Raw genomic sequence first — 13,810 nt, 5'->3', positions numbered from 1 at the left:
CAACTCCAGAGTGTTCCTCTTAACAATTCCTTGCGTGCGCTTTCAGTCGATGACGCCACTTTCCTGTCAAGTTCCATGAAAAGAAGTCTCCTTCATAGTCTTTAGCTGATGCAAATGCATCTCTTCAATTAGTTAATATCTAATTTCACTAACTGATATTAACTTTGAAAGTGTAACATAACTAAGTTTGAAATTCAAGTTTTAATTAACAAAAATCCAAGCATCCTAAAGAATGCTTGGATTTCCATCTTGTCTCATAAACTTAATTTAAAGTAAATTAAGTCTAAGAAACTCTGTATCAGGGGTTTCTACATTTTCTAGCGCTTCTTTTAATCTACTATTCCAGATTTCTTTATTTTCCTCATTATATAAGTTGTTTTTTTCTTCAGGATCTGTTTCTAAATCATATAATCTATTTCCCTGTTTATAGTTATTTAAATAACTCTTTGTAGGAATCTTTAAAACTGGAATACCATTACTAAAGGCGTCGCCTTCAACAAGCTCTGCCTTTTTTAATGCCTCTCTATCAAAAAATCCTCTTATATGTGTAGGCATTAAAGTATATTCAGCCAATGGCTGATTATCTGGATTTTCCGTTGCTTTCATATAGACATATCTTCCATCACTAATACATGAATAGCCTCCATGCAATCCAAATAACACTTCTCTTTTTTCTGGTATTTCCTTATTTATTCTCTTTAATATTGAAGAGCCATCCAATTTTCCCATAGATTCTGTATCTATACCGTATAGATCAAGAAGTGTTGGTACAATATCTACTGTATTACATAATAAATCTACATTTCCTCCCTCTAATGTATTAGGAACATGCATAAAGAATGGTGTATGAATTAACTCATCATAAAGTGGTGGGAAATTTTTTCCAAACCACTCATGTTCCCCAAGTAAAAAGCCATGGTCAGTATTTACAATAAGACAAGTATCCTTCCACATATCATTCTTATCCATGTAGTCTAAAACCTTACCTAAGCTTTCATCACATAAGCTAACAAGAGCTGCATATTCTTTCTTACTATTTTCTATATCTTCGTGATAATCTCTATCCTCATCTAACTTTCCATATTTAGGCCAATTAATAGTTTCTTCCTCTGGCAAGCCATATTTTTTTCGAAACTCTTCTGGCACATAAAAAGGTTCATGCGGATCAAAGGCTTCAATTTGTAAAAACCACTGGTCTTCATTTAAATGCTCTTCTATAAAATCAAGACCAGCCTTAAAAGTTTTTACACTAGACATTTCCTCTTTTGTCTGCTGCCTTGTTCTATTTCTATAATGCTGGGCCACTGATAGGCCTTCTTTATTAAGAGGATTTCTATTCTCCGGGATTGTTACATTTACATCATGAGGCACCCAGCGATCTCCTTCTTGTCCTCTAAAGCCTTCCCAGCTGTCATAACGATTATGATATGTTGCTCCACCATCTTCCCAATAATGAGAGTGGTCTGTTACTAAATGACAATATACTCCATTTTTTTCTAGGCATTCAAAAACCGAATTATCAAAAGGCTCTAAAGGGCCCCAGCTTCTATGAGTAAAATTATATTTACCAGTATGTAATTCTCTTCTTGCAGGCATACAAGGCATACTGCCACCATAAAAGTTATCAAACTTTGCGCAATGTGAATCTAATCTTTGAAAGTTTGGTCCATCCACCCAAGTATTTCCATAATTAGGTAAAAATTTTCTTGTCAATGTATCAAACATAATCATTATCGTTCTCATCTATGTTCACCTGTCTTTCCTGTGTTTTAATTTATACATTTTCTACTAATATAAGTACTAATTAGCTTTAGCTTGCTCTGGCTTTTCCTTCCATAATAATAAAGTAAGTACAAAACCTAATAGCATGGAAACTCCTACTGCTATTAACACGCCATAAAAGCCCATATCAAAGCCGTTTTCAGGACTAATGTAAGCCGGGAAGGCAAATAAGCCCATTCCACCCATTGTATACATTTTTGATCCAAATAAGCCCATTAGAGCACCACCTACAGCTGCTGATAGATTTGTAATAATAAATGGTATCTTTAAAGGAATTGTAACGCCATAAATTGATGGTTCTGAAACTCCAAAGAAACTTGAAATAGCTGCAGGTAGAGCTGTTCTTTTAAGTTTCTTATTCTTTGTCTTTAAATAAACTGCAAATACAACTGCACATGTTGTAAAAGGTACAGCCTGCATACAGCAAATAACACTTTCGCAACCATTAGTTACCAAGTTATTAAACATAATAGGAGTAATGCCCTGATGTAAACCAAACATAACAAGAAGCTGCCATGTTCCACCAATCAAAGCTCCTGCAAGTGGTGGACAGAAATCATGGAATGCTAAGAATACAACTCCAATTAAATCAGATAACCATGTTGCAACTGGTCCAACAATTATAAGTGTAATACTTACAGTTATTACAAGTGTAAAAGCTGGAACGAGGAACATTTTCAAAACATCTGGAATAATCTTTTTAAAGAACTTCTCGATCTTTGATCCTACGAAACATGCTAAAATAGCAGGAATAACTGTGGATGAATAAGACATTAACATTACTGGAATACCAACTAATGTAGTTTTAACTGATGTCTCCATAAAAGTTCCAGAAAAGAGTGTTGTTATAACAGCACCAGAATTAAGTGCAATAATATTTGGATGAATTAATGACGCACCAATTGCCATACCCACAAACTTGTTCATGCCAAATTTTTCTGCTGCAGTATAACCTATGAAAACAGGGAAGAAATAAAAAATCGAATCCCCAATTGCATTAATAATTATATAAGTACCACTTGTTGTAGATAAAAGGCCTAGCGCTCCCAAAAATACAATTAAACCCTTAACTACACCACAACCACACATTAAACCAAGTATTGGTGTGAAGATACCAGCGATTGTAGAAATAAGATTATCTATTGGTTTTTTCTTTTCTTCTACTACCGGCATATCCTCGTTTGATTTTGAAAATGTAGCAATAGCCATTACCTCATCAAAAACCTCAGTTACTGCATTTCCGATGACTACTTGATACATTCCCCCCTTTTGGATTACATCAATTACGCCATCCTTGTCTTTTAAGGCCTGTGTGTTCGCTTTTGACTCATCTTTTAATGTGAATCTAAGTCTTGTTACACAGTGAATCAATGAAACGACATTTTCATTACCACCAACATTGTTCAATATGAACTTTGCTAGCTCCTTTCTTTCCTTTGCCTTCATAACAAAACCCTCCTTCAATTTAGGATATATATTTTTTACATTTTTAGATTACTTCATTTCGTCCGTTTTTGCAACATATTTACAAAATATTTTTCCATTTTCGGTCGTTTTTGTAGATTTTTAACAAATGGCCATTGCCAAATTTGTCAATTATGATATAGTTGTATTAAGGAGGTAAAATTATGACTTTATTACAACAAATCAAAGAACAACTTCCTGAATTTTCTCGAAATGAGAGAAAAATTGCAGATTATATAATTTCATACCCTTATGATTTACAAAGACTAAATAGTGAAGCATTTTCACATAGTTGCGATGTTTCAAGAAGTGCTATTGTCCGTTTTTGCCACAAATTAGGTTTTAATGGTTATTCAGATTTTCGTAAAGCATTTTTAGAAGAACCGCAAAACACATCAGATAATAAAACTTTTTCTGACGGTGAAAACACGCCATTAAAGTACTATGAATTTTTGTTACAAGGAATCCAAACTGTCGAAAATTATGAAATTGCTAAAACCTTTGCTAATAAAATTAAGAAAGCTAACACTATTCTATGTTTTGGTAATTATCATTCTATGTTAAGCGCTAAGCAAATGGCTTTTAGACTTTTAAGACAAGGCAAATCGGCTTATGTACCGTCAGATCTTAGTAATTTTGAATTCAATATCAAGACTTTAAAAAAGAATGATATATTAATTATTTTTTCAATTAGTGCCTCAGATATTTATCTTGAACATGTAGAAGATTTAAAGAAGAAGGGGGTCACAGTACTTCTCTTTACAATGGACCACAACTCTAAACTTTCTTTAATGTGTGAAGACAAACTAATTCTTCCATCAGCAATTCATCTTGGTTGTCAGTATATACTTGATGAAGCTATATCTTTCTTTCTTGGAATTGAACTAGTTATGGAGGCTTACTTTCGTGAAGCCAAATAAAAAAACAATCATATCATAATGGTATGATTGTTTTTTATATCAGGGGTTTTTACATTTTTCTAACTTTTTGCAACAGCAAGTACGCTACTCATAGGAGAACCTTTTCCAATTAACTTTCTTATTTCATCTTCTTTTTCTTTACTAATCTGGCCGCCCACCATTCTAATAATACTTTCTGCTGTAACTCTTGAATCATATTTTCTTGGTACTATGTCGCAAGTTTCTTGATACCAATCTAACATTTTCATCTTTAAATCTATAACTATTTCTTTATATTCAGGATTATCTATTAAATTGTACCTCTCTCCTTTATCTTTATATAAATCATATAGCTCACACAAGCCTTCGCTTCTATGCACATATTTGTAATGACCATCTGTAACCATTGTTCCCTTTGCATGTGCCTTTGAATTTGATTGAGCTTTTTGTTTTGGCCAATATAAGCCATTTTTATTAGGGCCATTAGGACCTGCTATATGATATTCATCACAATGATCTTCATAGGCCATTCTTCCACCTTCGCAAAAAGCTAAATCCCTAATTTTATTTTCACGATTCTCCAAAATAGGTCTTATAGTTTTTCCAAAATGGTCATGCTCTGACTCTGCATTGGCAAAATCCATGGCTGTTGCATAAAAATCCACTAATTCTATTAATGAATCAGTAACTCCAGGATCTATTTTTCCAAAATCCTTTGGTGGTTTAATAAGCATAGGAACCTTTGTTAGACAATCTTCAAAGGTATTTTGTGCTTTTTCAGATAAGCCATAATCCCCTGTAAAATCTCCATGATCACTAAAGAAAAATATTGCTGAATTATCATATTCGCCTACTTCTTTTAAAGCCTCACATACTCGTTTAAATATTTCATCCACCTTACTACATTGTGCCAAATATGTAGCCCTTAATTCATTCCAGGATTCTTCTGAATAATCTCCTAAATTCTGATATTCACGAATTTTTTCTTCAATAAAAGATTTATTAGTGCATTCTTCTGCTTTAATTCGTGTTGGTACTTTTTCTCTATCAATAGATGAATACCAAGGCTCTTCACATCTATATTCCGGATGTGGATTCATTAAGCCTAAGAATAAACATAAAGGCTTATCTAATTCCTTCATATGTTTAATTCTATCAATAGCGCCTTCCATATCCTCCCAATCTCGATCCATTGCACCATCAGTCTTACCCTCATAGAAAGAGTTCCTAAATTTTTTAATTTCTTCTTCCTTTTCTATAGGATTATCTAACTTTCCTCTTGTAAAACTATTCCTTCTCTCATCCTTAAAACCATAAAAGATTTCATCTGCATGACTTTCTACTAAGCCCTCATATTCAGTTGCAACTAAATCATTTCTTGCATTCATCCAAACATAATAGCCTTGATTCATAAGTTCTTTAAACATACTTGTTTCATGAGGCTGTAATAAATGTGACATAGTTCTATGTCCATTTACATGAGGATACAAACCTGTAAAGAAACTACATCTACTAGGTACACACACAGGATTTTGGACATAGCAATTTTTAAAAGACACTGCTTCATTATTAGCAAAATTATCTAATGCTGGTGTTTTAGCTGCAGGATTACCCATATGTCCCATGGTGTCAAATCTCATCTCATCTGGATTAATAATAATTATATTAGTTTTCTTCTTAGGCATAACTTTCACTTCTCTTTCACATTTCTTTTATTTAAACTGCAATAACATCTCCACAAGAAACATTACCCTTCTTAAAACCAATCTTCTTACCGTTAGAATCTGTAATAATAAGCATTGTACTCATATCATACTTCTTCTCTAACTTCTTTAAGTCAACTTCAACAATTGGTGTTCCGCCCTTTACCTGGCTTCCTTCTTTTGGTCCAACATATTTAAAGCCATCACCATTTGCTTCTACTGTATTAATTCCTATATGAACAAGCATTTCCACTCCTTCATTTGATACAAGACCAAATGCATGACTAGTTGGGAAAACAGTTATTAATTTTCCATTTGCAGGAGCACATATAATAGCTTTATCTCCTACTGGCTTAAAGGCTGTACCATCACCTAATATCTTAGTTGCGAAAGTTTCATCATTAACTTCTTCAATACTATATTCCTCTCCAGAAATTGGAGCTAGGATTTCATTGTCTGCACATTCTTTAATTTTCTCGTCTTTTTTCTCACTAGCTTCCTCTTTAATTCCTAAAATCATAGTAGCTGTAAAAGCTGTTGCTGCTGATAATGCTACAGCTATAAGACCGTTAATTAGATTAGCAGAGGTTGGTCCTACAAAAGAAGGAAGACCAAAGGCACCTGTGCTACCTGGCATAACATACATATATGTATGTGTAAGTCCCATATAAGCAGAAGCTACAAAATTTCCAAGCATAACTGCAATAAGTGGTCTCTTATATCTAAATAAGATTCCATATAATGATGGTTCTGTAATACCACCTAAAATAGCTGTTGTACTACATGTAAAAGCATTAGACTTAACTGCTTTATCCTTTGCTCTAAAGAATACTGCTAAACATGCTGCACCTGAACCAATTACATATGTAATACCTGTATTAAAGAAAAATGGATCATAGCCCTGTGTTGTAATAAAGTTTAGTGCAATTGGTGATAAGGCATGGTGCATTCCTGTAAAGATAAGTAATGGTCTTAAAGCTCCCATTACACCCATTCCTACAAAGCCTAAATTGTTATACATAAACATAAGTACCTTAGCCATATATGTACCAATGCAATCACCAAGTGGTGCTAATGCTACAATCATTAAAGGTAACATTACAAGCATTGTTAAAGTTGGTACTAAAACTGTTGATAAAACCTCAGGAATTATTTTCTTAATTAACTTTTCAACTTTTGATAATACAAATACTGTTAAAATAGCTGGTAAAACAGTACTTGAATATTTAGCGGCTGTTACTGGTAGCCCTATAATACTACTAATAGAACCATCTGCTAGACCTGCAATAAAATCTGGACAAATCAAGAAACTTGTTAAGGCAACTGCAATTGGTAAGCTTGTTTTAAAATGCTTAGCTGCTGCCCCTGCAATAATTACAGGCATAAAATAAAATACAGAATCTCCTAGCATCTTAATAAGTGTTAATGTTTCATTAGTTGCCAATGCCGGATTAATCTGCTGAATAAGCATTACAATAACCTTTAACATTCCGCCACCGATCATGGCTGATAATACAGGTATTGTAGAACCTATTACTGCATTAACAATTCCAGTTCCTAAACTTTTAAGACTAAATTTTTCTTTTACTTCATTAGTATCTTGCTCATCAGAATCTTCTGCGCTAACCCCCAGCGCAATAAATTCCTTATAAACCTTATCTACTGTCTGTCCAATAATAACTTGATATTGTTCACCTACTACTTTAACGTCTATAACCCCCGAAACGTTTTTCATAGCCTTCACATCAAACTTAGATGCATCATTTATGCGTAATCTAAGTCTTGTCATACAGTGCATAGCGGATTTTATATTTTCTTTTCCACCAGCCCTATCCAATACATCTTTTGCAATTTTTGCGTAATCACCCATACTAAATCCTCCCAAACTTAAAGATTTGCATTATATTTCTTACATTTTTTAGTGCGTTCAAAAAGTCTTTTTGATTTAGATACAGTATAATTTATTATGAAAAGAAAAATCCATTCACTATTCTGCGGATTTTTTTGCAAAAAAGTACACATTAGTTATTAGTAAAGCGGACATTCGGAATCCGCTTCGCTACTTCCTCATGAACGCAGTGGCACTTTGTGCCACCTGTCAGAAGGGGCTTTAACCCCTTCTGACACTAGTAAGCTTTATACCCCCGCTTAAAGCTTACGCTTTTGAAGCGGGGGATTGCTTACACTGCGTTCACATTTAACAGTATATCTATTAATTTATCTGTAAATAAATAAGGATTAGTTTTTTCTGGACATAAATTAGCTCTTATAATTCCTTTTACCATATGATTTCTATATTCAATCTGCTTATCAAAATTTATCCTATCTAATGAACTTTCTTCATCAGATATAAAATTATAGTCAATTAAATAATCATAATTAGAAACGATATATCTATCCTTATCTTCTTTTTCTAAAAATTCCTCCCCATCTAAATTAAGCTCCTTTACATCTATATTTATTTTCTCCGCTTCACTCTCCTTTATCATTAACTTTATTAGTTTAACCGCTCTTTCTTCTTCATCCTTTTCCATAAGCGGACGAATCAAAACCATTTGCTTTGATAATATTGCTACATCCGCCTCAGTAGTTATAAATATTGCTTTCCTTTTAAGATATTCTTCCTTTAACAAATCAAATTTGTAAAAAGGCACTAATTCAATTGAAGATAATTCCTTTGACAAAACAGTCTTTAACATTTCTAAGGTATAGACAATTCTACCTGGAACATCTCTAGTAATAAAAAATGCGTGTAATTGTTCCCTTCCACTTCTTAAGTAAATCTCCGTATAAAGTATTAAAGCTGAAATTTCTATTTCCTGTACTTTAAAATCTAGCTTTGGCAATAAATAATCTCTTACCAGGGCACTAGCCCAAGGAAATCTGCCGCTTATTTCTCTTTTATCAGGATTAGGAGTATATACATTTTGCTCCATTCTTTTCTTTAGATGAAATAAATGTAGAGAAAACTTAAAATTCATATCTTCATTTTCATCAAATTTAATATGCATCTTTCTTTTTATATCTATAAGATACTTCTCAACTATTTTTTGAATTTTTTTGATGTCGGGATTATTCTTTCCAAATGAATAATTAATTTGCTCTGCGCTTCTAAGCACCTCTTCCATTAAGATTTTTTCCTGATCTGAAAATCTAACATTAAATTCCTCTTCTATTTTTTTAGAAATGTCTTCTAGAAAATTACTTCTAGTAAATTCCCCTGTATAACTTTCTTCCTCTAATTCATGCTCAGTCTTTTTTCTAATTATTGTGACTGCTATATAATTAACCATGTCCGTTTTTACTATATCAGCAACAGTTCTTCCAGAAATAATCATATATTCGTCATAAATTTTTTCAATATAGCTAATCATTTTCAAAGGCTCAAAATCCAAATTTAAAAATTCTAATTTTTCATAGTTCCAGTTAATATTTCTACTTATAAATCTTCTTATTTCTTCTTCCTTCCACTCGTTTATACCTTTAAGCCTAGTTCCTTTAACCGGATCAAACTCTAAACTTTCCTGTAATCTCCAATCAGATTTAATATACTTATAAAGACCTGTTTTAGATAAAAATATATGCTCTGATATTTCTTCTAAACTTACATAGTCTCCCCTAAAGGCCAAATAAGTCATAATTACTCTATCTCGTTTGTACTTATCATATTTTGTATAGCCCACACAGTTAGTTTGAAGCTGTTTTAAAAAATCCTTAGAAAATGTTTTGCTAACATATACATTTCCTTTCTTACAAACTAACTTATCCCCTAATTCTTCATTTATTTCTTTTATTTCCTGTAAAACCGTTCTTTCTGATACCTTTAGTATCTTTGAAATTTCACCTATTGTCCTAACAATAGAAGGATTAATACATAAACCAACTATATATACCTGTCTTTCTGTTAACATATCTTTACCCCTTTTACATTACTATATTTACCCACAACATATCCTTATCAACTCTTCAATTGCCGGTGTTAAAACCTTATCCTTATGATAGACAATAGAAAAATGCTGTATAAATTCCATATCCTCTACCTTTATTTCTTTGATATTCTTATCAGAAACCCTACTATCTAAAATCTTTTTTGAAATAATTGAAACTCCCATATCCATAGAAACGGCATTAATAAGCCCCATGGTGCTTTGGGCTTCCCAGATAGGATCTACATTTACACCAGCTTCCTCCATTACTCTATCAAAGGTCTCTCTTATACCACTGCCCTTTTCTCTTAAAAGTAGAGGAAGTTCTATAAACTCCTCTAGGGAGATTTTATCTGCCTTTATTCTATCTTTATGAGCTATTATTACAAGGGGGCTTTCCCTGTACTCTAATCTATTTAAATCTTCTATATGAACGGAAGTTTCCACTAATGCAATATCAAGCTCATTAGTTAATAGCTTTTTTTCTAGATATCTTGAGGGTTCTATTAGAACTCTTACATCAACATTTTCAATCCTTGCCTTTAATTGCTGCACATATTCTGCAATATATTCACTACCAATTGTTAAACTAGCACCTATTCTAATTCTTTCGGCCTTATTCCAGGATAACATCTTCTCCTCTAAATCCTCAGAAACGCTCACAAGCCTTTCGGCGTATTTTAATAGTTCTTTGCCAGCTTCTGTTAAATATAGACGTCTAGAGAGTCTATCAAATAAAACTATGTTATAGTAATTTTCTATTTCTTTTATAGCAATTGACACTGAAGGCTGTGTCATATGTAGCTCCTTAGCTGCTGCCGTTATATTACAGTTACATTTGCAAACCGTTAAAAATATTCTTATCTGTCTTAAATTCATTTATCCCTCCTATTCATAGTCTATTAGCTATGATTATAATAAAATAATACAATTTTACCTATCTTTTTACAAGGTATACAATAATAATGTGAAAAAAATTAGGACAAGGTAAAAACTTGAAATTAGGAGGAAAAATGGATATAAAAAAATTAAAAAAAGTATTTTTTTCAACATTATATCTTAGTACTTTCACCTTTGGCGGCGGCTATGTAATTGTTACCCTGCTAAAGAGGAAATTTGTTGATGAATTACATTGGATAGATGAAAAAGAAATGTTGGATTTAGTGGCAATTGCGCAGTCATCACCAGGAGCGATTGCAGTAAATGGTTCCATTGTAGTAGGTTATAAGATTTGTGGAATCCCAGGAATTATATGTGCTGTACTTGGAGCTATTATTCCACCTTTTATAATTCTTAGCGCTATTTCCGCTTGCTATACCGCTTTTAAGAACAACACAGTAATTAAGGCCTTACTTCTTGGCATGCGTTCAGGTGTTAGTGCCGTTATTATTTCAGTAGTTTATGACATGACTAAGGATGTGTTAAAAGAAAAGGATATTAGTAAGATAATAATCCTTATTGCCAGCTTTATAGCTAATTATTACTTCGATGTAAATGTTGTAATTATAATCCTTATTGTCATTGCCTATGGTCTTTGCAAGGCATTTATAAAGAGCAGAAAAAATATTAAGGAGGCTTCTAAATGATATATATTCAATTATTCCTAGCATTTTTACAAATTGGAGCCTTTAGTTTTGGTGGCGGTTATGCCGCTATGCCCCTTATTCAAAGTCAGGTTATTGATAAATATGGTTGGTTAAGCACAAGCGATTTCTCTGACCTAGTAACAATTTCCCAGATGACACCAGGCCCTATTGCTGTAAATTCAGCAACCTTTGTAGGTAATCAGGTAGCTGGTATTCCGGGAGCTATTGTTTCAACTCTTGGTGTAATCTTGCCTTCTTGTATATTTGTTACAATACTTGCTTGGCTATATGTTAAATTTAAGAATTTAAGCACATTACAGGAGGTTTTATCCGCCCTAGCACCTGCAGTAATTGCAATGATTTTTACAGCCGGTCTTACTATCTTAATTCCTACAGTATTACCAGCTGGCTTTGCTCATATAGCAACAGATGTTAATATTAGGGCCTTTGTATTATTTTTAGTTGCTCTATTTTGTCTGCAGAAATATAAATGTGACCCTATTCTTGTAATGGTAGGCTGTGGTGTTGCAGAATTAATTGTTCAATTTGCAACTTCAAGTCTATAGTTAGTTTATAGCATGATTTTTTGATATAATAATATTAGTTTAAAGAAAAGGAGGTTCTTATGCCAGCAATTAGCGTACTTGTAAAACCAGCGTCAGGAAATTGTAATCTTAATTGTGATTACTGTTTTTATTGCGACGAAAGCGCCAAAAGACAGACTGCCTCCTTTGGAATGATGTCAATTAAGACTCTTGAAAATGTTATTAAGAACACCCTTACTAGGGCAGAAGGCTTTTATTCTATTGCTTTTCAAGGGGGAGAGCCAACACTTTGCGGCCTAGATTTTTTCAAAAAGGCTGTTGAATTTCTTAAAATCTACAATAAAAATAAGGTTCAAATCCAAATTGCAATACAGACTAATGGCTATTTGATTGATGAAAAATGGTGTCGCTTTTTAAAGGAAAATAACATTTTAACAGGTATCTCAATCGATGGTATTGAAAGAATTCATAATGCCTATAGACATCCTAAGGATAAGGGTAATAGCTATAAGAAGAATATAGAAGCCACTAAACTTATGGATAAATACGGAGTTGATTACAATGTACTTACGGTTATTCATAGAGCTGTGGCAGAAAATATAAAAGAGATCTACAAGGATTATAAAGCTAAGGGCTATAAATACCTACAATTTATTTCTTGTCTAGATCCTCTAGAAGAAGAAAGAGGGAAAGAGGAATACTCCCTTACCCCTGAAATCTACGGACAATTTTTAATTGACCTTTTTGATTTATGGTATGAAGATCTTTTAAAGGGAACACCTCCCTTCATTCGCCAGTTTGACAACTACATGGGTATTATTGCTGGATATCCTCCAGAATCCTGTGAGCAAAACGGAGTCTGTGGAATTGCCTATACTGTTGAGGCTAATGGAAATGTCTATCCTTGCGACTTCTACGTATTAGACGATTTAAAGCTTGGCAATCTAAATTACGATAGCCTTGAAACTATAGATAAAAAGCGTAAAGAAATAAGCTTTGTTGAGCGTTCTTATTATAGACCTGATGAATGCTTAAATTGTAAATGGTTTAAGCTTTGTCGAGGGGCTTGTTATCGAAACAGATTTACTGCAAAGGATGAAGAGCTTGGATATGGTACAAAGGGTCTTAATTACTTTTGTAAAGCTTATAAAAGATTCTTTGATGAGCGTTTTGATAAGCTCCTTGAACTTACAAATTATGTGATGGGAAGATAAATAAAAGTGCCTTTCTCAATATGAGAAAGGCACTTTTTTATTCATATTGCCTAAGGGCCATCTATATTCTTATTAATTAGCAATATCTTGCTACAATCTGGTTGATTAGCTTTCCATCAGCCTTACCCTTAAGTGCTGGCATTACTGACTTCATAATCTGACCCTTGTTCTTGCTTGCAAGTACTTCTGCGAAGTCCTTCTCAAGTAAGGCAACAATTTCTTCTTCAGACATCATCTTTGGAGCGTACTCTGCAATAATGTCATATCTTAACTTATATTCTTCTAAAAGATCTGTTCTATCAGCTGGGCAAGAATCAACCTGCTCCTTAGCTGTCTTTAATTCCTTTAAAACCACCTGATCAACAATATCTTCTGTGATGTTGTCTCTGCTGCCGTTATCAATTGCATACTTCTTAACTGCACCGATTAAAGATGAAATAGCTTCCTTTCTATCCTTTTCATGTGCCTTCATAGCTGCAATCATATCTTTTTGTAATTTTTCTAATGTCATAAAATCCTCCTTAATCTAGGTTAAAATTCTTTTTAAAGTAACTGTTAGCCATGCATTTTCTTAAGTCAGCAATTAAGATAGCTAAATACATTTTCATAAATAATAACTAACGTTCCTTTAGAATTCTTCTTTATTTATAGGAGTTACAAAATTAGCTATTCATTATCTGAATAGCTAACC

Annotated in this window: 11 protein-coding genes; 4 read left to right on the top strand and 7 right to left on the bottom strand. The window is 33.1% G+C overall.

Annotated elements, in window-relative coordinates:
- Positions 1 to 267: 267 nt before the first annotated feature.
- Both BLQ66_RS10670 and BLQ66_RS10665 read right to left on the bottom strand, forming a co-directional pair.
- Entirely contained in the window at positions 268 to 1,743 is a 1,476-nt protein-coding gene (locus tag BLQ66_RS10670) for a sulfatase family protein (protein WP_074522137.1), read from the bottom strand.
- A 57-nt stretch (positions 1,744 to 1,800) separates the two neighbouring features.
- Positions 1,801 to 3,228 carry a PTS transporter subunit EIIC gene (locus tag BLQ66_RS10665; protein ID WP_074522136.1) on the bottom strand — a complete coding sequence of 476 codons (1,428 nt, stop codon included), beginning with the start codon at positions 3,226 to 3,228 and terminating at the stop codon, positions 1,801 to 1,803.
- Positions 3,229 to 3,410: 182 nt separating this feature from the next.
- Here BLQ66_RS10665 and BLQ66_RS10660 point away from each other — a divergent pair, with 182 nt between their 5' ends.
- A complete protein-coding gene (locus tag BLQ66_RS10660) occupies positions 3,411 to 4,166 on the top strand; it encodes a MurR/RpiR family transcriptional regulator (RefSeq protein WP_074522135.1) in 756 nt (251 codons plus the stop codon).
- Positions 4,167 to 4,225: 59 nt separating this feature from the next.
- Here the strand turns inward: BLQ66_RS10660 and BLQ66_RS10655 are convergent, their stop codons facing one another.
- The 4 genes from BLQ66_RS10655 to BLQ66_RS10640 form a co-directional block, all read right to left on the bottom strand.
- A complete protein-coding gene (locus tag BLQ66_RS10655) occupies positions 4,226 to 5,830 on the bottom strand; it encodes a sulfatase family protein (RefSeq protein ID WP_074522134.1) in 1,605 nt (534 codons plus the stop codon).
- A 31-nt stretch (positions 5,831 to 5,861) separates the two neighbouring features.
- On the bottom strand, positions 5,862 to 7,718 hold the full coding sequence (locus tag BLQ66_RS10650) for a glucose PTS transporter subunit IIA (RefSeq protein ID WP_074522133.1): 1,857 nt from the start codon (positions 7,716 to 7,718) through the stop codon (positions 5,862 to 5,864).
- Between the two features lie 310 nt (positions 7,719 to 8,028).
- A complete protein-coding gene (locus BLQ66_RS10645) occupies positions 8,029 to 9,759 on the bottom strand; it encodes a BglG family transcription antiterminator (RefSeq protein WP_074522132.1) in 1,731 nt (576 codons plus the stop codon).
- A gap of 27 nt (positions 9,760 to 9,786) precedes the next feature.
- Positions 9,787 to 10,653 carry a LysR family transcriptional regulator gene (locus tag BLQ66_RS10640; RefSeq protein ID WP_083330351.1) on the bottom strand — a complete coding sequence of 289 codons (867 nt, stop codon included), beginning with the start codon at positions 10,651 to 10,653 and terminating at the stop codon, positions 9,787 to 9,789.
- A 134-nt stretch (positions 10,654 to 10,787) separates the two neighbouring features.
- On the opposite strand from BLQ66_RS10640, the gene BLQ66_RS10635 reads away from it, so the two are divergent.
- From BLQ66_RS10635 to BLQ66_RS10625, 3 genes are read left to right on the top strand one after another with little or no spacing between them, the layout of a single operon-like run.
- Positions 10,788 to 11,360: a chromate transporter gene (locus tag BLQ66_RS10635; protein WP_074522131.1), complete on the top strand. Its 573-nt coding sequence runs from the start codon at positions 10,788 to 10,790 to the stop codon at positions 11,358 to 11,360.
- Complete coding sequence (locus BLQ66_RS10630) at positions 11,357 to 11,926, top strand: chromate transporter (RefSeq protein WP_074522130.1); 570 nt, start codon at positions 11,357 to 11,359, stop codon at positions 11,924 to 11,926. Before BLQ66_RS10635 ends, BLQ66_RS10630 begins: the two co-directional genes overlap by 4 nt.
- A 59-nt stretch (positions 11,927 to 11,985) precedes the next feature.
- Positions 11,986 to 13,119 carry an anaerobic sulfatase maturase gene (locus BLQ66_RS10625; RefSeq protein WP_074522129.1) on the top strand — a complete coding sequence of 378 codons (1,134 nt, stop codon included), beginning with the start codon at positions 11,986 to 11,988 and terminating at the stop codon, positions 13,117 to 13,119.
- 76 nt (positions 13,120 to 13,195) lie between these two features.
- Here the strand turns inward: BLQ66_RS10625 and BLQ66_RS10620 are convergent, their stop codons facing one another.
- A complete protein-coding gene (locus BLQ66_RS10620) occupies positions 13,196 to 13,630 on the bottom strand; it encodes a GatB/YqeY domain-containing protein (RefSeq protein ID WP_074522128.1) in 435 nt (144 codons plus the stop codon).
- Between the last annotated feature and the right edge of the window lie 180 nt (positions 13,631 to 13,810).

This window comes from Lachnospira pectinoschiza, from assembly GCF_900103815.1.
Taxonomy (GTDB): domain Bacteria; phylum Bacillota; class Clostridia; order Lachnospirales; family Lachnospiraceae; genus Lachnospira; species Lachnospira pectinoschiza_B.
Note: the sequence above shows the minus strand (reverse complement) of the source record. Positions and strands in the feature narration are given on the sequence as shown.